The organism is Paenibacillus sp. J22FR83 (assembly GCF_059691955.1).
Genome location: NZ_JCAUAM010000003.1, coordinates 153,237 through 177,378, shown reverse-complemented (window position 1 = coordinate 177,378; position 24,142 = coordinate 153,237). Strand labels below are relative to the sequence as shown.

The 24,142-nt window shown below is 44.0% G+C and carries 15 protein-coding genes; 3 read left to right on the top strand and 12 right to left on the bottom strand.

All coding sequences use genetic code 11. The features are described 5' to 3' along the window. Nucleotides 1-52: 52 nt before the first annotated feature. The 9 genes from AC58PV_RS06705 to AC58PV_RS06665 form a co-directional block, all read right to left on the bottom strand. Complete coding sequence (locus AC58PV_RS06705; RefSeq protein ID WP_497431494.1) at nucleotides 53-5,194, bottom strand: hypothetical protein; 5,142 nt, start codon at nucleotides 5,192-5,194, stop codon at nucleotides 53-55. 262 nt (nucleotides 5,195-5,456) lie between these two features. Further along, nucleotides 5,457-6,533 carry a Gfo/Idh/MocA family protein gene (locus AC58PV_RS06700; RefSeq protein ID WP_497431493.1) on the bottom strand — a complete coding sequence of 359 codons (1,077 nt, stop codon included), beginning with the start codon at nucleotides 6,531-6,533 and terminating at the stop codon, nucleotides 5,457-5,459. A 219-nt stretch (nucleotides 6,534-6,752) separates the two neighbouring features. Further along, nucleotides 6,753-6,950, bottom strand: coding sequence for a Gfo/Idh/MocA family protein (locus AC58PV_RS06695; protein WP_497431810.1), 198 nt, complete (start codon nucleotides 6,948-6,950; stop codon nucleotides 6,753-6,755). Between the two features lie 38 nt (nucleotides 6,951-6,988). Beyond that, complete coding sequence (locus tag AC58PV_RS06690) at nucleotides 6,989-8,608, bottom strand: response regulator transcription factor (RefSeq protein ID WP_497431492.1); 1,620 nt, start codon at nucleotides 8,606-8,608, stop codon at nucleotides 6,989-6,991. A 182-nt stretch (nucleotides 8,609-8,790) separates the two neighbouring features. After that, nucleotides 8,791-10,524, bottom strand: coding sequence for a cache domain-containing sensor histidine kinase (locus tag AC58PV_RS06685; protein ID WP_497431491.1), 1,734 nt, complete (start codon nucleotides 10,522-10,524; stop codon nucleotides 8,791-8,793). A gap of 98 nt (nucleotides 10,525-10,622) precedes the next feature. After that, a complete protein-coding gene (locus tag AC58PV_RS06680; protein WP_497431490.1) occupies nucleotides 10,623-11,465 on the bottom strand; it encodes a carbohydrate ABC transporter permease in 843 nt (280 codons plus the stop codon). Beyond that, nucleotides 11,462-12,421 carry a carbohydrate ABC transporter permease gene (locus AC58PV_RS06675; protein ID WP_497431489.1) on the bottom strand — a complete coding sequence of 320 codons (960 nt, stop codon included), beginning with the start codon at nucleotides 12,419-12,421 and terminating at the stop codon, nucleotides 11,462-11,464. Before AC58PV_RS06675 ends, AC58PV_RS06680 begins: the two co-directional genes overlap by 4 nt. Before the next feature lie 172 nt (nucleotides 12,422-12,593). Then, complete coding sequence (locus AC58PV_RS06670) at nucleotides 12,594-14,660, bottom strand: alpha-glucuronidase family glycosyl hydrolase (RefSeq protein WP_497431488.1); 2,067 nt, start codon at nucleotides 14,658-14,660, stop codon at nucleotides 12,594-12,596. A gap of 90 nt (nucleotides 14,661-14,750) precedes the next feature. Then, nucleotides 14,751-16,070: an ABC transporter substrate-binding protein gene (locus AC58PV_RS06665; RefSeq protein WP_497431487.1), complete on the bottom strand. Its 1,320-nt coding sequence runs from the start codon at nucleotides 16,068-16,070 to the stop codon at nucleotides 14,751-14,753. A 258-nt stretch (nucleotides 16,071-16,328) separates the two neighbouring features. On the opposite strand from AC58PV_RS06665, the gene AC58PV_RS06660 reads away from it, so the two are divergent. Beyond that, entirely contained in the window at nucleotides 16,329-17,588 is a 1,260-nt protein-coding gene (locus AC58PV_RS06660) for a molybdopterin-dependent oxidoreductase (protein WP_497431486.1), read from the top strand. 133 nt (nucleotides 17,589-17,721) lie between these two features. Here the strand turns inward: AC58PV_RS06660 and AC58PV_RS06655 are convergent, their stop codons facing one another. Next, a complete protein-coding gene (locus AC58PV_RS06655; protein WP_497431485.1) occupies nucleotides 17,722-18,750 on the bottom strand; it encodes a Gfo/Idh/MocA family protein in 1,029 nt (342 codons plus the stop codon). A gap of 24 nt (nucleotides 18,751-18,774) precedes the next feature. After that, nucleotides 18,775-19,662 (bottom strand): sugar phosphate isomerase/epimerase family protein, encoded by an 888-nt coding sequence (locus AC58PV_RS06650; protein ID WP_497431484.1) that lies wholly within the window; start codon nucleotides 19,660-19,662, stop codon nucleotides 18,775-18,777. 193 nt (nucleotides 19,663-19,855) lie between these two features. Here AC58PV_RS06650 and AC58PV_RS06645 point away from each other — a divergent pair, with 193 nt between their 5' ends. Further along, complete coding sequence (locus AC58PV_RS06645; protein ID WP_497431483.1) at nucleotides 19,856-20,701, top strand: AraC family transcriptional regulator; 846 nt, start codon at nucleotides 19,856-19,858, stop codon at nucleotides 20,699-20,701. 39 nt (nucleotides 20,702-20,740) lie between these two features. After that, nucleotides 20,741-23,005 carry an AraC family transcriptional regulator gene (locus tag AC58PV_RS06640; RefSeq protein WP_497431482.1) on the top strand — a complete coding sequence of 755 codons (2,265 nt, stop codon included), beginning with the start codon at nucleotides 20,741-20,743 and terminating at the stop codon, nucleotides 23,003-23,005. Between the two features lie 66 nt (nucleotides 23,006-23,071). On the opposite strand, the gene AC58PV_RS06635 is transcribed toward AC58PV_RS06640, so the two are convergent. Beyond that, nucleotides 23,072-24,115 carry a glycoside hydrolase family 88/105 protein gene (locus AC58PV_RS06635; protein ID WP_497431481.1) on the bottom strand — a complete coding sequence of 348 codons (1,044 nt, stop codon included), beginning with the start codon at nucleotides 24,113-24,115 and terminating at the stop codon, nucleotides 23,072-23,074. Nucleotides 24,116-24,142 lie beyond the last annotated feature (27 nt).

The following is a 24,142-nucleotide window of genomic DNA, read 5'->3' as shown; positions in this document are numbered from 1 at the left end:
AATACCGGAAGGAAGGTATTGCATAACCTTCCTCCGGAAACCATTGCTTGTTTTAGTTATTCAGGATTAGTCTTGCTATGAACGCAAGGTCAGAGATGTCAATTCGTCCGTTATGATTATTATCATAACGCTTAGTTTCGTTCCAGTCCGATGCATCGGAAGTTAAATTATAGCGGTTAGCTAAGTAGCCTAAATCACCTATTGTAGCTTGTGTACGAATAGAATTCGTGAAGGTTTGCAGTGCACTGCCAAGCAGCAAGGCCGACTGGTTGACCTGATCTTGTGTAGCAGTTGGATTCGATGCTACTCCTTGTGCAGAGATAATAGCTGCTTGCAATGCTGTTTTGGCGCCGGATGGATATTGTCCCCACAGAGGACCATACGTTGCCGCATCGCGACTCGCCATTGCTGATTCAATAGCACTATTTAAAGCAGTTTTATCGATTACGATTGCTTCAATTGTAACGGTATACGGCGCACCGCTATTCACATTCGTAACCGTTCCGATGTCGTCGGATACTTTAACATTTGTCAGGTAAACGGAACTATTTACCGTACTGGATGTAGAAAGTGCCTTAAACTGGAATTGAAGAAGGTCCCCACTTCCGTACACGGCATTCGCTACTCCTTGAGAGTATGCCAGAACACGAACTTGTCCAGGAGCTATAACTTGACTGTCTGCTACGATAACACCTGTTTTCAAGGATTGAACACCTTGAAGCTCCAGTTGGGAAGCGTTAAAGTTTAACGTTACATCCTGCGCATATACGCCTTGTGTTACGTTTACTAATCCATAGTTTACATTAAATGACTGACCAGTAGTAACCGTCGTTGTTCCTGTTAATGCCGCTGAGAATCCTGCTTGCCCAATAATAGTAAAGGCATTTACCGTTATCGTTGAGGTTCCTTTCGATAGGCTAAGTACATAATCACCAACTGTTCCAAGGATTTGGGCGGTAACCCCAAGTGAAATTAAATTAGCATCATTATTAAGTAATTGTTGAGCTTTTGTTTTCAGTGTTGCTGCGTCATCACCCGTTGCATTCGGAACTGTAATCGTAGTACCGATTAGGGATGCTGCTTGTTCTACTGCCTGTTGATCCGCACTAACATCGCCTGAACTAGCCATTGTCTTCACGAATGTCACATTGGAGAATGTTGCTTGCAAATCCGCTGTTGCACTAAGATTGATTGCATACAATTGCAATTTGGCATCATTAAAGAACTCTGGAGAGAAAGTCGTCGCGACATTGGCCGAAGTATTCCCTAATGGTGAGTAGGTTGAACCATTATCTCTTGAATAGTACCCTTGTACATCATTGCCAGTCTTTACAATGCGAAGATAATAGTCTGTGCCGCTTAAGGTTGTTTGGCCAGTCGTATTGGAATGTGGTGTTGTACCCACCATATCCGAATTATTGATTTTAATAGAAGTACTATTCTTTCTTGCATTGATTCTGAAGAATTCACCCGTGGAAGTTCGGCTCATCCCTAGACCAATTTGTGTATTCTCTGCAAAAGATGCGTCACTTAGTGCTTTATTCACGGTGAGCTTCGCCGAAAGTGTCCAGTTCCCATTAGCTGTCCCCGGGAATTCCAGGATATTATGGCTAATTGGATAATCTGTATCCGCTTTTTGAGTTGCGACGGATGCTCCTGTTGCACTATAAGTTAGGGCACTTTGAGGATTCTGAGGATCCGTTGGGTTCGTTACCTTCCAACCTGTTGGAAGTCCATCGGCAAAATTTATAACCTCAGTAGTACTAAGTGCTATCTTATAGGTTTTCACATTTTGACCTTTAATAAAACGTACAACAGCAGTACCTTGCGTGCTATCCGCTTGAGAAATACTTACTTGTACATCTTTATCATTCGTAGATGCCGTTACAGTTGGAATTGTACTTCCAGTTACCGTGTACGTATAGTCAGACTTGTTAGCGTCAAAATTAGAAGGTTGGACACCATCAACGAAAACGCTGTAAGTAGGAATCATTTCAGCAGTTAGTGATAGTTGATCCCCATAAAGAATGTTGGAATCCTTCGCATAAAGGGCCAAAACAACCTTAGCCGTACCATCTGGTTCACTATAAGTGAACGGTTGGTTAGGTGTCTCATGCCAGTCTGCTATCTTCACGTCTACAGGCTGGAAGGAGGTTAAGCTGACAGGACCGCCCTCAAGAATGCGGCCAACTAACTGACCATTACTCCAATAGGCAGGATCTCCGGCCTCACGAGCAGCGTAAGGTTCAGGCATATCACGTTTATTGATTGGGGTCATGCCCAGTTGATTACCTACGCTGTCGTAATATACCAGTTGGACTTCAACGTCCCCTGGGTTCTCGGCAGCAATATCATAACTCTCCGGGCGATTCTTCATGGCAAGGAAGTAACCCTTAAAGTTGTACTTTTCGCCCTTGGTCAGTTTACCAGTTACGTCTTGCCACAATCCGTCATATTGCCCTTGAGCATTAATACGGTTGGCTACTTTTCCAGATCCGGCTACTTTCGATGTGTTGTTATTTTTGAGATATCGCGACATACCCGAGTAGCTCTGAATGGTATCCGCTGTTAGAACTGGGCCTGTTACCGACTGTTCAAACGTTCCATTATTGTAACGACCTGCATTCCAATTGTTTGTATTGGATGCCGTTGTAGTGTCAAAGTCGCCATTGACTAGAATATTCCCTGGGATGGATACCGTCGAGTTGTTTGCTGCAGTACTCCAATCGGAATCATTAGCCCCAAATAAGAAACGGTCTACGGTAATCGTATCACTGGTTCCGTTCGCAGCAGCTACGATATAAAGATCCTTATGGCCGTATGCACTAAGATCGCCTGTGTCCACCATATCTTGGAATTTACCAAATTTATTATTAGCTGGTACGTAAATATCAGCTACCCGCGTTCCTTGAGATATAATATCAGCTATATTATTTACAGGTGTTCCTACTGGTAACACATAGGCTTGAAGGTTACCGCCTTTTGTTGCCTTTGTTTGTGCGGTTAAGTACAACAAGTGTCTCCGAACCACACCGCCGTTTGCAGAACCATCCGCAAAATTAAGATTTTTATAAGCGAGATATTCGCCATTACCAAGTGTGACAGCCTCATTGTCGCGACCCGCATTTCCTGTCGTATTACCAGGTTTGCTATTGTCATTTGCCTCCGCTTCGAGGGAAGAGAAAATATCACGTTCGCCATCAAGACCATTATACGTGGCGAAAGTGCCTTGTGAAGGTACAATCGTAACGATACTAGCCGATGGGATGTCGATAACGAACTTACCATTACTTACAGGAATCGTTGCCAATTTCTTCTGATTCTCGCTGCCTGAAGTACGGAATACAGTTACGCTCGAGGTACCTGCAGGGAAGTCCTTCAATGTGAATTCCAATGGCTGAACGCTGTCATCATTTTTCGCATTTGATACTGTCATCGCGAAATCATTATTCAGTGGGTTTTTGAAACCGACAACATTGATATCAGCAATAGGTGCACGTGTTACATCAAAGCGTACGTCGCCTGGCTTAATAAAGCGGGAGAAATGACCATATCCATAGAAGCGTTTAAACAATCGATATTCGCCAGTCAGTGTACTTGTGTGACCAGCTTTCTGCTGGGAGTTCGTGTTTACGAAACGGATCAGGTCGGAACCATCAGCACCGTTGTTATCCCACATACTCCACCATACAAAACCGTTGAAGCCCGGATTGCTTGTAAACATATTCGTCAACAGGTTGGACCAACGAACGGCATCATTGATATTTTGGTTGCCATAACGTTGCGTATAGGCACCAGCGGATCCATCGCCGGTATCCTGATTCATAAACTCCGCCTGCCAAAGTTTATATTTGGTCAGAAATTCTGGATACTTAGATCCATCCTTGGTATAATCCAACGGACTTTGGGAAAAGTCTCCTGTGTGGTAGAGCTTATTTTCATCCGTACCGATACCGACTGTACCATACAGGTGAGTCGTAAATGTGTCGAGATACGGATTTTTATCTGTTGCATTACCTGGGTCAGTTTCAGAGAATACCGCACCACCTCTGCTGAGAGATGCACTAAGGTTGGTACCATCTACAGCAGCAAGCTTAGGTATGAAATCTATAATCTTACCTGTTGGATCCTTAATATCGTAGAGTGCACCGCCTGGTTGCATCGATTTCTTCAGGGTAGGACCGACGTAGCTGTCAATAAGTTCTGTCACATAGGCAGCGGATCCGCCTGCAAGGTCAACCTCATTAAAGGGATTGATATCGGTAATGGGAATACCCCACTGCTCCCACATGCCTCGGATATAATTGACAAGATAATCAGCAAAAGCTTGGTAATAAATTTTTACTGGCTTTCCGTCAATTGTAGCGACGTCCGCTCGAATTATCTTATTAGGTGCATTGGTTGACGAGTTACTCATCCAATAGGGTGCAGTCCATACGCAGGCATAGAATTGGTTCACACCGTACTGCTTAGCTTGTAGCATTGTCCACACCTGGTCGAAGTCGAACAGCTCTTTTCGAGTTCGTTGCGTGTTTTTAATGATTACTGGATCTTGGCCTGGCGCACTCAAGAGATTGGTAGGGCCACCATCGTCATTCGCAATCGGTTGATTCCACGTTGGGGAATCCCACACAAACCCCTCAACAGGTACCAATGTGCCTGGATCATGTTCAGGCTCGTTAGGCCAAATACTATCGGTGTTCCCGTCATAGAAACGGTCATATGCTTCAATTTTATATCCGTACTGACCGGCTGTTCCCCTCATAGGAATCGGATTATTCTGGATATCAAATCCTGGTTTTGTAACATCAGCTAGCAAGCCAGTTAAAGGGTTGAATCCTGGGCTAGTTGCTGTCGCATTAGCGGTGGTGAGTCCACCGTTATCACCGATGATCACCCGTACAATGTCGTGTCCAGTTCCGTCTTTTTCACTGAATGTCAGATTCAGCAGATGTCTTACGGTGTCTTGATGGCCAGCTGATGCTAGCTGCATCATTTGAACGGAATCTGTGAATGCATAAGCGGCACCTAAACCGTCCATCGTCTGATATTGCGTATACCAGTTGGCTGTTACTGGTGCAGCGGTAACCGCTGCATGAACGGAAGGTGAAACCACCATAGGGGCGATGGCCGAGAGCATAAGAGCGCTAATCAAATTAATTGAAAGCGACTTTCGCCAATTCTTTATATTCATTCTACATGTTCCTCCTCAACGTTTTGAATGCGCTTTCACTTACTACATCTTCGAATCTTCGCTAAAGCTCCATGGCAGCAATCCTAAACTGCATTTGTTATAGCCAACGTTCCGGAATGCTCGAATTCGATTTTGTTCCCCCTTCTATTTTTGATCAATATAATCTCACCTGCCTGATACTATAGTAACAACTAGGGAATCAGTAATATATATGAATGATCCACGATTTGTTATAAAATAGACCGAAAATATAGAGTCCGCATTATTTAGCCCAATACGGTCTTGTAGCGATCACGGTCTCTCCCGTAGTTATCGCCTTTTCAATCATCATGCCCAAGTAGTGATCCTGGGAGGCCTCTGACAAACTGTAAAACTCTGAACTGCCATTGATATAGGCAGCCATCTTCGCCAGACAGCTGGCGATAGCAATTTCATCATCGTAAAGCCTAGCAGGAGCAAAAGGATTGTGATACAACCATTGTTCCCCGCAAAGAATTCCTTGCAGAAAGTAACCTTCTGCATTTTCATATTCGCCTCGGTTGACTCGTTTCATTTCCATCTGCAATGGCACCGTGTTCTCCTGCTGGATCAGAATCCGGTTGTCGAAGATTTCTCCCCGCTCTCCCCTTACGGAGAGATGGTTGGAACGTGTCCAAGAACGGTGCTGGTCTTTGGTAAAGTCATAAATCCCCAATCTGTCTCCGAAATCTAACCACGCCATATCCCTTTTCATCGGAATCATCCTGTCTTCCGTTGGTGGACCGCTCCGTGTAGGACCGCTAACCCATCTGGATTCAAAACGCATGGCTTTAATCTTGACTTCTTCAAAGGTGATACCTAGCATTCGACGGATTAAACTGACGGCGTGGTACAGATGGGAGATGGAGACTGTCGTTTCCGTGACAACGCCGAGTTTTCCCGAACGGATTAGGGCCAAACGCGCTTCCTGCACGGGATGAAATTGATATTGTTCAGCTACTTGTACGCGTGCTCCTGTCAATGTTAACTTGTCATGAAGAAGTTCCAATCCCTGCATATCCGGTGCAGGAGGCGTTTCTACCAAAACCGGAATCCCTATTTCCGCTAGCTTAAACAGGTAATCCAGGCTCTGTGAGCCGCTTACACATAGCACAATGAAATCCGGTTGCTCATACTTTAGAAGCTCTTCTAGAGAAGGATAGGCTGGTACTCTCCATTGTTCTTGCATCGTTATCCTTTTAGATACATCTCTTATCACCATACTGATGATCTGGAAACTCTCCGGTAACGCTTGCGCAATTCGCAAAAAATACTGCGCACGGAAGCCAGCTCCTCCGATAATGCTGATTTTTACTGCCATTTTATACACTCCTAAATAATTTAATATTTAGCTAAATATATAAATACTTTGCACGACTAATGAATTATGTTATAGATAGCTTTTTGTTGAAACGAGGCACATGAGCGAGAATACCTTCACGTGTATATAACAGGCTTTTTTGCATTAACGGCAGCTGAACCGGTAGGGCTGTTATAGCCGCTTCGTAGATGGCAGTTACCAATTCGATGACTTACCTTCCTATATCCGCCCCGATCCCTCCGCCGCTTCAATCATTCTATCGCATTCTTCCAATGACATCGCCATTGGTTTCTCGAGGAGCATATGCTTGCCTGCATGCAAACAGTCAATCGTCACTTTAATATGTTGCTGTGGAGGGATGCAGATTGAGACCAAGTCCACCTCATCCAATTTTAGGAGCTCCCTGTAATCCTGTATAATTTGTCAGTAATTCATTACTAGAACTGGTAACGAGATCATAGTTTAATGAGATCTGTCGGGTTCATGCCTGTTATTTTTTTAAAAAGAAGGCTGAAATAAGGGAAATTTTTGTATCCAACGCTCTCAGCAACTTCATAAACCAGCATATTTCGTTCCAAAAGCAGTTCGCGAGCTTTTTCAATTCTGACACGAGTCAGATAGGTATTGAAGGTTTCACCGGTCATATTCTTGAATATGATAGACAAGTGGTTCCGTGAAATAAACACTTTATCAGACAGAATAGCCAGCGTTAAATCCTCCGCATAATGCTCATGAATGTATTGCGTAATGAAATCAACGACTTGACGGTGTTTGCTGCTCCCCTTCCATTGTCTGCTGTCGCAAATAATGGAAATTTTCTCAGATAACCACCTCTGCAATTGATCAGGCTTGATTAAGTCCTTTATCTCCTTCACAATTTGGTCGTTCGTGAATAGGTCGTCAAGTACATGTCCAGCCTCATATAGACAATAAGAGATAATCCCCCATAATTCACTACCTAACATCTGAACATATTCAGATCTTATCCCCACCTGGTTCTCCAGTTCTCCAATGTAATCAGCAACGAGTTGCTGAGCCTTCGTTTTCTGGACACCCTTCATGGCATTCGCAAGCTCATAAGAGAATTTTACTGGAAACAAAGCCACCTGCTCCTGTTCAGCAGCCGCTTCTCTCTGATATGTATAAAACTCAAAGGACGGGTTTACCCTCAGTTGTCTCATATCGATGGCACGGAATGCTTCCTCCGTTGAATCTGGCATTTGGGTCCAATCAGTCTTAATGCTTCCGCTTCCGACACGGCTCATCAATTTCAGATAATTTGCAACGCTTTCAATAATCTGAATGCTCAACTCTTTAATAGCTGTGTGTGTGTATTCATTGTTATCCAATTCCGGATGAATAATTAATACAGCACGGGTGCTGTGGAGCTCTGTATATTCGACAGATGGAAATACTTTACGAGCCAACTCGTAAACGATATTACTAACCGCGAATCGGTATAAGTTCCAGTCCGATACTGAAAATTTGCGTACCCTTTCATCCCGAACGAGTTCAATCCCGATCACTGCATGGTTAGTATTGGACCAGAAACGATACGGCTGAGGCAAGATTTCTCCGCTTTGGTTAGCGCTTTCTAATGTACCAACCACAGCTGACCGCACCCACTCCTTCTCAATAAACGGCTCGTACAGCATCAGCTTGTGCTCCAACTCGCCTTGCTTTATCCGTTTTTCTTCCACATCCATCAGTTCTTGGATTACCTTGTTTAGAATTACTTTTAACGTCGGCATGCTGATCGGCTTTGATACATAATCGCTGACGTTATACCTCAGAGCTTGTCTAGCATGTTCAAAATCAGAATACCCGCTCAATATGATAATCTTTCCAGTAAATTCTTCCTTTCTTAATTGTTCAATCATATCTAAGCCATTCATAAGGGGCATGTATATGTCCGTTATAATAATATCCGGCTGTGTACTTCGGATCATATTTAACCCATCGACGCCATTCATGGCTTCCCCAACCCACTCTGCTTCCAATTCATCCCAAGGAATGGCACGCTTCATTCCTTGAAGCACTTGGCGCTCATCGTCAATAATCGCGATCTTCCACATTATATTTACCTCCTTTAGCTATTACATTTATTAGCATTTAAGAGTAAGTAGCTTATTATGTATGACTGGATCCTATGCGTTTCTGACTGCCATCATCTTCATAATAACGGCCTATTATAAAGGTTTAAATAGGAATGATGCACAAATTATTATAAAATATCACGATTCCTTTATTCATTTAATTATTTGGTTGGAGGCTCGGTCAATAACGGAAGAAATATTTCTACCCTAGTTCCCCCTTCTTCCCGCTCGTACAACTCAACACCGTAGATATGCCGGAAATAACCAGCAATTCTTTCCCTTACATTGCGAACACCGTAACCTCCCGTATGACGTTTCCTCTTATTCTCCACCACTTGTTGGAGACCAATACCGTCATCATCGATGATGATCTGAAGCGAGTTCTCCAAACGGTTCATCTGAATTTGGACATAACCGGTCAGCCTTGTGTTAAATCCATGCACGATAGAATTTTCTACGAAGGGCTGCAATGTCAGCTTAGGAATATACAGTTCCATAACATCTTCGGGCACATCAATGGCATAATGAAGACCGTTCCCCCAGCGAAGTTGCTGGATTTCCAGGTAGCATTTAATATGCTCTAATTCATTTGCAATCGGAATGAAACTGTCTCCGTTAGATAAGCCGATCCGAAACATTTGTCCCATTAGTTCCAAAATTCGGCTAAGCTCTTCGTGTCCGGCCTCAATGGCCATCCAGTTCAGCTGGTCCAGCATGTTGTAGAGAAAGTGAGGGTTAATATTAGCTTGTAGCGCTTCAATTTCAGCTTTACGCTGCTGCTCATATCGCTGCTGGAGGGATACGTACAAATCCTCGATACGCTCGTTTTGCTTTCGGTAGCCGGCAAATAAATAGCCAAACTCATTCTGGTAATCTCCTGGCAAATCCTGATTCTTACCACCGATCGAATAGGAGCTCATGGCAGAGACCAGCATATTAATTGGCTTTGTAAATTGTCTGCTTAAATAGAGGGTCAGCATCAACATCAGCAGTACAGCGGCAACACCAATGATACCGATAACTTCCGCCAAACGGATACTACTGGCCGTAATCTGTTTCCACGGTGTCATCTCGACTAAAGTCCAATTGGAATCATTCAACTTCGAATATACCAAAAGCGAATCTCCCACCGAAGAATTCCCACGAATATGGATAAAGCCGGATTTCTCGGTTTCCATGTTCACCCTTTTACTCATTTCCAACTGTTCCTGCATTTCACCTATCTTCAAAATTTCCTGCCCGTTACTATCTGTCATAATCCGATTGGAGTCCCTTGAGCGGCCTTTTAACAGGGTTCGGATTTCTTCTGCTTTCACATGAATAACAACGACACCTAAAAAAGTATCATTATATAATATTTTCCGCCCAAAACTAAGAACTGGAACATTCCCCGTGAAGCTAGGAATTTCATACTCAGATGTCCAGGCAAAATCACTCTTGTCCAAATACTGACTCCATTCCCTCCGATTATCTAAATCCTCTACATCCCAGAATTGGATATAACTGTTTTCTTCTTTTCGAAAAGGACGTTCCATATAGAGATCAATACCTTGAATGATCGGAATAGAATAGGTAAGATTTGCCATTGCATTATGGACATTATCGGCTTTTTGGTGACGATCGAATTCATCCTGACTATTCCAAAGAAGTCTAATCAATTCGTTGTCACGGGAAGTGGATAAGGAGATCTGCTCAATCATGGTTAGCCGTGTTGAAATTTCGTTGTTCAATTCTTCCAACAATTGTTGTTGATAATGGGAGGTATTTCTCACCAGAGCTTTAGAAGAAATATTGTAGCTTGTCCACACAATACTGACTAGAACCAGAAAGATAAGAACAAAAAAGCTGCGGAAAAATAGGCTCTCAATTCGAAACTTCTTGAAAATGTTAGTCATCTGGCGTTTCTCCCAACTGTAATTACTGTGAAAGAAAACGGTAAAGCTACGAAGGAAACTCGTCTCTTTACCGTCCAATTTGCATATTCAAAATAATCTTAACCTTTAATCCCCGTCGTCGCAATGCCCTCAACAAAATAACGTTGCAGAAACGTAAATACGATTGTTGCAGGGAGTATGGATACTAGAGACATTGCTAACAATTGGCCCCATTCTTGAGCTGATTGCGCATCATTGATCATCCGCAACGCCAAACCTACGGTATATTTATCTACCGAGTTTAGGTACAGCAAGTGGCCAAGGAAGTCATCCCAGTTCCACAAGAAGCAGAAGATCATGATCGTTACAATTGCGGGTTGGGTCAGTGGCAGAACCACACGCCAGAATATACCAAACCATGAACAACCGTCAATTTTCGCAGACTCATCAAGATCCTTGGGGATACCTCTGATAAACTGAATCAGCAGGAAGACGAAGAAACTACCGCCCGCTCCACTTGCTACCAAGTGAGGAACCACAAACGGAAGATAGGTGTTTACCCAACCCAGTTGATGGAACATCGCATATTGCGGAATAATGAGCACCTGTGAAGGCATCATCAAAGTCATCATTAGAATAGAAAACCAGAGATTCTTTAATGGGAAATCTAGACGAGCAAAGCCGAAGGCTACCAAGGTGGTTGAAAAAAGCGTTGCTATTAAAACCATGGCTTCAAGACCGAAAGTATTCAGATAAAAATCAGTAAATGTGCGTCCGGGAATTGCATGCCATCCATCCGTGTAGTTGCTCCATTTGGGAACCGAAGGAAAGATTCCAGGCGAACCAAGCTCTGCATTCGACTTAAGTGATGCGCCAACCCACCAGATTAATGGGTAAATCATAAGAATACTAAACACAATCATTAGGGTATGGCGAATAGAAGAATTCCATTTTATGTTCATTTCCTTTTCTTCCCTCCTGTGTCAGTTTCATAGAAGACCCAATACTTCGAAGTGCCAGCAATAAGAACTGCTACTATGACAATCATAACCAGCATAATCCAAGCTAAAGCTGAAGCATATCCGAGTTCATAGCGACTGAAGGCCCGCTCATATAGATACAATGCGTATACATACGTAGAATTCATCGGACCGCCATTGGTAATAACGAAAGCGGAAGTAAACATTTGGAATGAATTGATGACACCCATAATTAAATTAAAGTAGATAATCGGTGAAAGCATTGGCAGCGTAATTTTGAAAAATTGTACAACCTTGTTCGCACCATCAACGGATGAGGCTTCGTAAAGATCGTTTGGAATTTGTTTTAATCCTGCAAGGAAGATAACCATGGCTGATCCAAACTGCCAAACTGTTAGGAGAATCAGCGTCCACAAGGCTGAACCTGGATTCGTGATCCAACCTTTTCCTACTATACCGAATATGGATAGAATTTCGTTAAAGATGCCGTCAACACCAAAGATATTACGCCACAAAATCGATACGGCAATACTTCCACCAATTAGAGAAGGGAAATAAACCGCCGTACGGTAAAAGGAAATACCTTTCATTGCCTTATTTAAGAGTGTTGCCACCAACAAAGCCGCAATTAATTTCAACGGCACCGATGCCAGCACATATTGAAATGTTACTTTGACGGATTGGGTAAATCTCGGATCATCTGTAAAGATACGGGTGTAGTTCCGTAAACCAATCCATTTGATGGGTTCAAGCAATGTATAATCGGTAAGAGAATAATACAATGATAGAAACATAGGATAGGCCGTCAAACCAAAAAATCCGATTAACCATGGAGAAATAAACAAATAACCTGCTAACGGGGCATCCCATCTGCTGAAAAACTTGCGCTTCTTTTTCACTTCAGCCCCGTTTGCAGCAACGATAGTAGAATTGTTCAAGCATAATCACCTCTGTACTTTCTTTATAGTCGGTATTTTATAATTTAATTATATAAGTCGCTCATCTTAGTCTAAAGTAGGGAAATCATCGAATTATTATAAAATATAACGAAAAACGAAGAAGCTAGCCGTGGCTGCTTCCTCGTATTGCGAATACATAGCAAGAATTATTTTAGGAATAAATGAAGCGTTTAGCCTTGTCGGCAATCCCACTTTTTCTATAAAAATACGTATTGATCCGATCTCTCCATTCTTTGGCATGCTCCACTTGCTCTTCGATACGCTCAGCAACTTGCTTATGCAATACCTCATCCATGCTTCCAGCTAGACTGTCCCATTGTGAAACAAGCTGCGCTGCCTTATCCACACCTTCAAAATGCGTGTCATATATATGCTGAATAACGGTTTTACCTGATTGAAGAACGTGCGTATAAGGAACATGATGGAAGAAAAGCAAAAGTTCATCCGGACAATGGGCGAGAGATTCATATCGTTCAAAATTAGGTGAATTGTATTGGGATGTATATCCAGTACCTGTTGCAAGTGTCCGATCTACACCTATTCCATGCCAATCGGCATAGTGATACGTCCCCCATTTGGCGTATTCGTAACCATCTACATCAGGACCATAGTGAGTATGGGGAGTAACCATAAAACCAACGCCTAGCGGTGCCGTATAGGACTCATAGATAGCAGGCGAACTCAACAGCATGTTTTTTATTACATGAATGATATTTGGGTTATCACCGAATGTAAGCTTGATCCATTCCTCAGCAATATGCTCAGCAGTCAAGTCTGGATTCCAAATCAACCTGCCATAACCGTACAAATTGGCTTGCGCTAGCAAATGTCCTGTCCAATTCATGTCATTTCCAATATTGGAAACAGCAGCAATGCCTGCCAACCGATTGCCATGAACCGAGCCACTAGCAATACGCTTAATGGTGGATCCGTTACCTTTGGTGTAGGATTCAAAGTCTAGGATTTCCTTCCAATGAGGGATCAAATAAAATAAGTGTCGTTGCTGCCCTGTATATTCTTGGGCAATTTGGAATTCTAGCACCTGATTTGTGGACGGCATAGCTCCCAGAAGTGGAGATACAGGCTCTCTGACTTGGAAATCCATGGGACCGTTTTTGATCTGCAAAATGACGTTATCCTTAAAGCGACCATCCAAGGGCTTGAAGTGATCATAGGCGGCTCGAGCTCGATCCGTTTTTCTATCGCGCCAATCCTGCTTGCAGTTATACACAAAGCAACGCCAAATAACCATGCCACCAAATGGCTCTAATGCTTCAGCCAGCATGTTGGAGCCGTCAGCATGATCTCGGTCGTAAGTAAAAGGTCCCGGTCGGTTCTCCGAATCGGCTTTTACTAAGTAGCCGCCGAAATCCGGGATAACTGCGTAAACGTCAGCTGTTTTATCCTTCCACCATTGGCGCACATCCGAGTCAAGGGGGTCCGCAGTCGTCAGACCGCCGATTTCAATAGGGCTGGCATAATTAACCGATAGAAAGAGCTTGATTGCGTACTTACGGAAAATAGCAGCTAGTTTGGCCACCTCAGGCAAAAATTCTGTAATCAGTTTACTTTCCACTTTATGAACATTCACATTATTGATCACAATACCATTCAGCCCTGCTGAGGCGAGCATTCTAGCATAATCTCGGATACGGTCATGATCTTCTGTAATCAGGTTGTCTTTAAAAAAGATGGATTCACCCGCATACCCTCTTTCCACGCTGCCGTCCATATTATCCCACTGATTAATCATCCGTATCATATTGATTGGGTTCTCAACAATATCTAATTCGTTAATATCCGAGCCAGTACTTAACAAACGTAGCAAGTGGAAAGTTCCGTATAAAACACCATTAGAGGTAGTTGCACCAACTGCCACACATGCGTTTTCTTTATCCGTTATAATGACATAGCCTTCCTGCCCAACCCGTGCAATTTTCTCCGGTGTGACTAGACGATCTACTACAGGATTGTTGCCAAACGTGCCAATGGCAATGACATGTTTCTCTTGGTCGACAATTTCGGGCTTCACGCCCAAGATACCCTCTAGTCCATAGGTTAATTCAGATATTGCGGTTTGGATAACGGCATCCTTTTCCGTTACATGAATTCGGCTACAGTCCGCGTATTGATCATAACGATCCCCAGGTAACAATTGGCGGTATCCTAGCCATGCTTGATAGCCGCTGCCAGTATGTAAGTTAGATAAAGTTTCCATGTATAAATAAATCCTCCTCGTGTTGTCCCCATTCCAAGAGATTAAAAGATACCCTGGAACAAGTATCCGTTCCAGGGTATCTGACTTAGACTACTTTTCGTATGATTTCGATGCAGATTTCAACTGATCAAAAGCTTGTTGTGGGGTAATTTTACCAAAAGTAAGTTGATCACCTACCAACGTCCAATCCTTGTCAATGAAATTGGTCCAGCCGCTTGTTGAATCCCAAGTTTGACCGTCTTTCTCTGTTGCGCGAAGCAGATCCAAACCGACTTTATCTTGGTCACTGAAGCTAGCTTGAAGAAGAGCCGAAACGTCCTTGTTAGCAGGCAAACCGCGTACTGTCCCCAAAATTTTAGCTGCTTCAGTATCATTAACGAACCAGTTAACAAACTTCTTAGCTTCTTCCTGTTTTTTCGAGTTTGCGCTAACAGCTAGGTACATCGAAGGCTTCAACCAACCGCCTGGAGCGGAAGAGCGAGGCATAGTCACCAAAGCGTAGGCACCTTTTTTCAAGCTATCATACGTACCGTATCCATTAGAGAACGCATAACGCACTAAGATTTTGCCTGAAACCATTAGATCCAATTTAGGATCATTTTCTTTGTCAGAGGCATTTACGTCAGCTGGAGGAACAAGTCCTTCTTTGCGCAATTCTTCGAATTTCTTAGTCCATTCTAGGTAAGTCGCTTGATCTACATTAAATTTGCCATCTGGGGATACAACCGAACCTTTGCCTTTTGCATACTGGTAGGCTGAGTAGACGAAGTAATTACCGCCGTAATCCTTAGTGAAATAAGTTCCACTAGGTAATTTCGACTTGGATTCTTTGGCTAGTGCAAAATATTCATCCCAGTTCCAACCATTAGCAGGATTCTTAATGCTTAGTTTATCCATTGCCGCTTTGTCATAAATCATACCAAAAGCAACAGAACCAAGAGGAATACCGTATTGTTTACCACCGGATTGTCCACCTGCCATCAGTTTGGCATCAAATTTACTTACATCCACAGTTGGCGTCAATTCAACTAATTGCTTGCGGGCAGCCCAATCAGGCGTCCAGCCCGGGTCAAGCTGTACAACATCTGGCGCATTGTTAGCAGCTGCTTGTGTGGACAATTTGTCCAGATAACCGTCCATACCTGAATACTCAGGTTCGAACGTTACGTTCGGGTTGTTCTTCGTGTACAATTCAAGAGCCTTCAAAGTTGCGTCATGACGATTCTGAGCCCCCCACCACATAATGCGAAGCTTAACTGGCTCTGTGGATGCCTTTGCTGTCTCTGTCGGTGCGGCAGTTGGCGCTGAACTAGTAGTTGCTCCTTTGTCGCTAGCACCACAAGCAGCCAGTGATCCCACCAAAGCAGTTGTTGTAGCCAATACGGCTAGAGAACGTTTCCATTTAAACATTGTTACCCCTCCTGAATGTCATTTATTGTTTTTATTTCTGTTACTATCGTAACAACTCAGCAGTGAGATTGATATATGAATGATCCACGAATTGTTATAAAAAAGACCGAAATTCTATATGACACATTCACCAATTGGGACTTACACGTAAAAAATTATATCAAATTAAAATGATATCAATTTGGGGTGAAATATACTTATAATGGTTTTGTGTAAAGCGGATTTAACAGACATTGCTTACAATAAGGGGGGAGTCGTGTGAAAAAGCAGGGATTGGGACTTAAACTGCACAAGTTGCATTCTTCAAATGCTTGGATCCTATTGTTTCTAGCAATTAGCGGCATATTACTTTACCTACCACCCATGCGCGCTTTATTAGGTGAGGGCCGGGTTTGGCTGAAGCAGCTGCATATCGCAGCTGGATTGGTATCTCTGGCTTTAATAATTATATATCTCCCATACATCCGCAAGCATCTTCGCCTACTGTCTACCCGCAAAGCCCAGCAAGGAAATCTGATGCTAGTACTTGTACTATTGGCAGGATGGATTGTGTCTGGTCTTATTTTATGGAGATATCGGTCATTTCCACCTGCTTGGAATAATTCAGCATTATTGGTTCATGATTTACTGACATGGGTCGGTATTCCATACGCTATTTACCACTCCATCACACGAAGTCGTTGGTTGAGAAAGGCCGCCCGGGAAGCGGCTAGGAATCAACATTCCCCCTTGGGCAAACCCGTTGAGCTCAGGGAGATTGGTACCTATGAGCCGACAACGGGTAGAATTTTCCGCCGCATATCTCGTAGATCCTTCATTAAAACAGGTGTGGCGGTGGTTGTGGCGGGGCTCGCCATGCCCCCTTTTATCCGTTGGCTGAATTCTGCTGTAGGGGGCTCCAACCTCTCCTCACTTCAAGAAGAGGAGTCCTTATTGGTGGATTTTCTACAGCCGACGCCATTGTCAGATTCACTGCCACCGAAGGGGGGCGGAGCGAAGGGCAGCTTCCGGATCTATACTGTGACAGACATACCCAAGTTCAATCCCGATACGTGGACATTCACTGTCGACGGGCTTGTTAATCAGCCTTTTCAATGGAGTTGGACCGAATTTCTCGCTTTTCCCCGCCAAGTGCAGGTCAGCGATTTTCATTGTGTGACAGGTTGGTCAGTCAACAGCTGTACTTGGGAGGGCATTCCTCTGAACAAACTGTTAGAACTAGCAGGCGTTAAGGAGGGGGTAAAGATGGTGAAATTTTATTCAGCGGATGGCGTATATACGGATAATATCACCATTGAACAGACCTGGATGGAGGACGTGATGGTTGCGGTTATGCTAGATGGTAAGCCAATTCCCAGAGATATGGGAGGCCCTGTTCGACTAGTGGTTCCACAAATGTACGCATACAAATCAGTAAAATGGCTGAACCGGATCAAACTCATTGACAGTGATCATACGGGCTACTGGGAACAGCGAGGCTATGCCAAAGATGCCTGGATTTGGGTACCGCCCGCGTAAACCGGTCATTTTCAAACTTATAATATGTAAATAGAAATCGCCATTCCCAGGCGTCAATTGCTACACTGTCCTTCAAGGACCAGAGCGTTTAAGCATTTAAAGAGCCGCCCATCCAGGCGGCTCTTCATTGTACTCATGGTTGTTGCAAGAAAACTTTTCGCTGCTCCCTAGCACTTTGTATGGCACCAAAAACCATGGCGGTGCTGTAAATATTGTCAGCGTAAGTCGTCTCTGCTGGGCGTCTTTCCTGAATCGCTTGGAACATTTCATCCAAGCACCCATCATGCCCTTCACGCCCTCCCCAAACATAAGGAGCGTCGATGCGATTGTATTCATATAAGAATTTATCTGCTTGATCCGGTGCCACAACTTCTGCGTAAGGAGCTCCCTCTGTCCAAGCGGCTGTTCCTTTACTGCCGGCGATACGCCATTCGGCCTCCCATGAAGTACGGATACCCTCGGAGCACCATGATCCGTTATAAGTAAAGACTGCGCCATTATCAAATTCGAAAATGCACACGGCAGCGGCATTGCCGGCATACCAGGAACCTTCTGGATTAAACTCGTGGCAATAGACTGACACGGGGTTAGCCCCGATGAGGAAGCGTGCCTGATCGAACGTATGGATAGCCATATCCAAGATGAGTGGACTTTCCATCGCATCCCGGAACCCGCCAAAATGGGCACCTATAAAAAAATCCGCCGTCACAAAGTTTGGCTTGCCAATCGATCCGGAGCCGATCAACTCACGCAGCGCGCGAATATCTTTTAAATAACGCCGGTTCTGCATGATGCTATAGTTCAGTTCTGGCTTGGACGCTGCCAGTTGAGCCAGTTGTTCTGCCTCTTCCATCGAGGCTGCCATCGGCTTTTCACTCATGAGATGGCAGCCGCCATGGAGCGCCGCCATCGCAATCTTCTTATGTGCCGAAGGAATCGTCACATCAAAAACCAAATTGGCGCCAGTTTCCTTAATCGCCTCTTCCACGCTTGCGTACCAAGGTATCGTCAGCCCATAGGTTTCATTCATTTTTTGTGCTGCCGCTTCGTACAAATCGACAAACGCTACAATCTCTGCATCATCCCGCTCTAATGCATATTGAATCCACTTATTAGCCATACCGCCGCAGCCGGCCTGAACTATTTTATACATCGTACTCATGAGCTCTTCCCTCCTGTTTTATGATTAAATGATCGGATTTGGAACGAACGTTCCACCTCGGCATGTTTGTAAATAATGGAGCGCATGAACTTGCCCCGTCATTTCCAGCTCACCGCAATATACCGGGTCATGCCACCCTTCAATATCAATCGTACTTCTATACCCGGCTAATCTTAAAATGGAAATAATATCTGTCCAGTTCGTATCGCCAAAGCCAGGTGTCCGGTGCCATACATAAGGGTGATTGCCGCCAATCCCATGCTCTTTGATCACATCCCAGGCAATCGTAGCGTCCTTCCCATGAACATGAAAAATCTTATTGACCCACTTACGCAGTTGCGGAATCGGTTCGATGAGCTGTGTCATTTGATGCGTAGGCTCCCATTCAAGCCCAATATGATCATAAGGAAGTGCATCAAACATCATTTCCCAAGCAGTGGGATTATGGGCGATGTTCCAATCCCCTTTCTGCCAGTTCCCATTCATAGGACAGTTCTCGAATGCCAATTTCACACCATTTGCCTCTGCTCGATGTGCCAGTTCACCGAACACTTCCTTGAATTTGGGAATAGAATCGGGGATAGGTTGATCCGTTAGTCTCCCTGTGAAGCCAGTTACCATATCCGCGCCAAAATCCCTCGCAGAATCAATCAATCGTTCCCAGCTAGCCACCGTGTCCGCATTGCTTCCAGTTCCAGTAAGGGGATTGCCAAATATCGATAAACTCGAAATGACTGTATCATGTTGCATCATCATGTCACGAATTTGCGCAGCACTTTCTTTTAAATCCGTCGTTCCTGTCGTTTGCCAAAATGAAAGCTGAAAGCTCTCAAAGCCATGCTTCACAATTTGCGGAATCACTTTAACTGCCGTGTTCCCTTGAACGAGCGTACCGATTCTTATTTGTTCCATTTTAGTCGTCTCCTTATTCGTCATATATCCATTTAGAGCATGTAGCCCTACACAACCATCTGGGATATACTAAGAATAGTTGAATTCTTGGTAATCTCGCTACGTAGAATCGTGTGAAAAACTTGCACAATTTTGTGCTATTAGGAGTGAAGTTATTCTGACTGCTCTGAAGGAATTAAAAGAAAATACCCGCATGCCTGGCAAGCATTTTCAGGTTAACGTCTTTCACAATCTCAGCTCCGGTGAGCGCGTCTTGTACCCTCACTGGCATGAACATATGGAAATTATCTATTTTGTCAAAGGAAGCGCTGTCTTTGACATCGGCGGCATCTCCAACGAGACATCGCCAGGTGATCTGCTGTTTGTCCATTCTGGTGAGCTGCATACGGGCTATGCGGTCAATAATATGGATGTTGATTACTATGCCATCGTTTTTAATAAATCCCTGCTTGGCGCCGATTCGGGAGATCCGTTGTATGGACCCATGGTGCTGCCTTTCATGGAAGGCCACAAGCGCTTCCCTCTTCATTTGCGTTCGGGGGATGCCGCTTACACGGCCTTTGCAGAACTCATTCTTCGAATTATTGATGAATTCGAGCACAAACTCCCGGGCTATGAGATCTCCATCCGCTCGCACCTTCAACTCCTTATTACTGCTGCGCTGCGGTGGATGGACCAAGCGAATACGACTCACCGCAGCCATCGGACGAATCTGTCGCTCTTGCATGCCAAACATTTTGAAAATTTGTTTGCGTTCATCCGCGAGGAATACAGGCGCCCCATTTCCCTCGAGGAAGCTGCGCATGTGACCAACATGAGTCTCCACCATTTTTGCAAAACATTCAAAAAGTTAACAGGCCGTACCTTCGTTGAATACGTCAATTTATTCCGCGTCAATGAAGCGGAAAAGCTGCTTCGGACAAAGGGCATTTCCGTAACCGAGGCAGCCGAGCAAGTTGGTTTTAACAGTATCAACTACTTTACACGGACATTTAAGCAATTTAAGTACTACAGTCCGTCACAGTGTAAAAAGGATTAAACGGAACAAGGTTGAAACTACCTTTTCTTTGGAGGAACAATGAAGCTGCGATCAAACTCATATTTATTAAAACTGTTGTTTTTCTCTGTGATTATAGGCACAATTCCCGTGCTGCTATTGGGAAGCTTCGCATATTACAACTCATCCCGAACTGTACAAGATAAAGTGAACGAGAGTAATAAGCAGCTCTTGCAGCAGATGCAGATGCGCGTTGAACAAACCCTCAAAACCATAGACAATTCCGCAACACAACTGTTGCAGTCGCCTGTTGTCATGGGTGCTTTTAAAAAAGATATCAATAAAGAAGACTTTGAAATGGTTCATGAGCTGTATAAGGGCATTTCCCAAATTCAAACCTACGAACTAGGGATTAAAGATGTCTTCCTCTATAGCTTAAATAAACAATGGATCGTCTCCAGCTCTGGCGTGAATGAATATAGTTCACCGGCTTTTCGACCGCAGCTTGCAGCATTTGCGCAAACGGTTACCGGTTCATTTTGGACCAAAGATACCACGAGTTCGCCGAACTCGCTTCAAAATATTTATTTTATTAAAAAATATCCATTCAATGCGGTTACACCCGAAGGCATTATTTGTGTCGTCCTATCTTCCGATGTGATGAAGGAGTTTATTTCCGTACAAAGCGACAAGCTTGGCACCACGTTTATTCTGGATAAAAATTTAGATGTCATTGATCATCTTGACCGTAATCAACTGGGTAAAAGCATGGCCGGGGAACCTCATTTGGAACCTCTCATTGAGGCGAATGCCGCATTCGGTCAGTACACCTCTAAAGTAAATGGCGAAAAGGTCACTGTCACTTACCGGAAATCTTCCTATAACGGTTGGAGTTATGTATCCGTCGCTTCCAACAAACAAATCAATGCTCAAAATACGATCATCGGCTGGGTTACCTTATTGGTCAGTGTAGGCATTCTATTAGTAACCTTCGCGATTGCATGGTTTGGCTCTAAGAAAATGTATCGTCCGATTAAATCCCTCTATACGGCGCTCCATAATGTTCCAACGTCTTCCAATGTGGCACAACCTAGCGGTGAGCTTCAGGTCATTGGAGATCGGGTTGATTTCCTAATCCGGAATCAGTCCTTGATTATGAACGAGTTAAAAGGGCAGCAAGATCAACTCAAAGAATTTTTTATGCAGAAACTATTCGGTGGAAGCCTTCGATCTACAGAGTTTGAAGAGAAGTTAGGCTTATATGGTGTGGAAGCTCCTTGGAGGTCGATGTGTGTAATCGCCATCCAGATCGATACGCTGAGAGAGACTAGATTTAGCGAGAAAGATCGCGATCTACTGATGTTTGCCATCAATAATATTGTTGGCGATTTAATTTTAAGTGAGCAACGCCTGGTTCCGATCGTCTATCTAGACAATCAGGTTACGCTAATCGGCTCCTCCAACGAAGCCGCCTCATTTAAAGAGCACATCTTTACGCTTTCCAATGAGATTCAGACTGCCATTTTGCAGTATCTTGAAATCAAAGTGAGCATCGGGATTAGCCGTACATTCAGCTCGTTTATGGAAGCACCACAAGCACTGCATGAAGCGATGACATCCTTAAAATATAGGGTTGGCCTAGGTGACGAATCCATCCTGTTTATTGAAGATCTACAGCCGCAGAAAAGCAATCTATCGCTATTCCCGCATGACAAAGAGCAATCCATTTTTGATGCTATCCGTGGAGGCAACCTAGAACAAGCAGAGATTGCCTTGCATCAATTTATTGAATCGATTTTCCAAGCGCCTGCACAACATCAAGACTATCAGTTGACTCTACTTCGATTATTGGTCGATCTTCTACGATTTGGCCAAGAATTGTCCATTGATTTGGAGCGTATAAGTGAAGAAGCTACCTTAGTCCAAACTCTATTTAAACTGAGAAACATGCAAGAGATGGAACAGTGGTTCCTAACCTTGTTCATCGTTCCTTATATCGAGGAGCTCGGTAACCGGCGTGAGTCTCAGTTCAAACAAATTTCTGAAGCTATCATGGATATGATTAAAAGGGAATTCGATTCCGACTTAACCCTTGAGAATTGTTCTGCTCGCATTAATTATCATCCGCATTATGTAAGCCGTGTGTTCCGGCAAGAAACCGGTATTAATTTCGGTGAATACTTGACTCAGTACCGCATTGATATCGCCAAGAAATGGCTCAAAGAATCGGACATGAAAGTTGCCGAAATTGCGGAGCGACTGCAATACAACAACGCAGCCAACTTTATTCGTTCTTTCCGTAAATTTGCAGGCATGACACCTGGGCAGTTCCGGGATGATGGGTAGTGTTAATTAAACAGAAAAGCGCTGGCTTTGGAAGATATCTTTCCAAAACCAGCGCTTCTTCGTTATTCAGCAGCCATTACCGAAGAGGTCCCTCTTCGCGTTGAGAATGGATGCAAGGAAAACTAACGTAAGTCCTTGTCCCCATCCTTGAATTCGTTTGTCTGGCACATTTCGATAGCCATCTGCATCATCCATCACAGCAGTTCCTGCCGAAACGCCTGTAACCGTCCCGTCCTCCGCAATGCGCGCTAGGATGCCGTCAATCGATTTCTGCACATATTTGTTGTACAGTCTGCCGCGGGATAGTAGAGCAGCTGCAATCCCTGCAGAACCTGATGTTTCCAGAGGTGATGCTGAATCGTCAACAATGGTATGCCAAAGTCCTGAGTCATCTTGCAGCCTTACAAGCGAGCTTAATTGATCCCGCAACGATCCATCAATTATCATAAACGAAGGATGGGTGACTGGAACCAAATCGAGTGCTCTAGCCATCGTTAACGCCGCCCACGCATTGCCACGAGCCCAGTAAATTGAAGACATATTGGATTGCGCAATATGATCCCAACCATGGTAATATAAGTTCGTTTTCGAATCTTGTAGAAACCGTTCATGTCCGTGATATTGCTTGAGCCCATCTGCTATATAATCATCGCGCTTCAGCAGGCTACCCATCCGGAGTAAAAAGTACCCGGCCATAAATAGGGTATCCACCCAAGCTTGTTCCGGGAAGTTATACGTCTCCGAGTTTACTGTGTGCTGGAAGATGCCATCCGAGAAACGCACTGCCTCATGTTTGAGATACTCTGCCATTTCTATTGCAACCGTCAGGTACTTCTCCTCTTGGGTTGCTTCAAATAAAGTAAGGAGCGCATGACCAATCGAAACAGCGTTTACAGAAAGCTTAGGAAGCCCGTCTTCCAAATTCTCGTCAATCCATACTTGTAAAAGCGAGAGATACTCTTTGTTACCTGTAGCAAGGTAAGCTTCAGACACACCATAGAAGGCTACGCCCCCTGGCCAATCCCAGCTGAAATCCATTCGAAACGTGCGTTCAACGACACGATCAATGACAGCGCTAACCTGTTGTTCATCAATCACTAGCTTCGGCATCGCACTACTTCCCTCCATCATCATGCC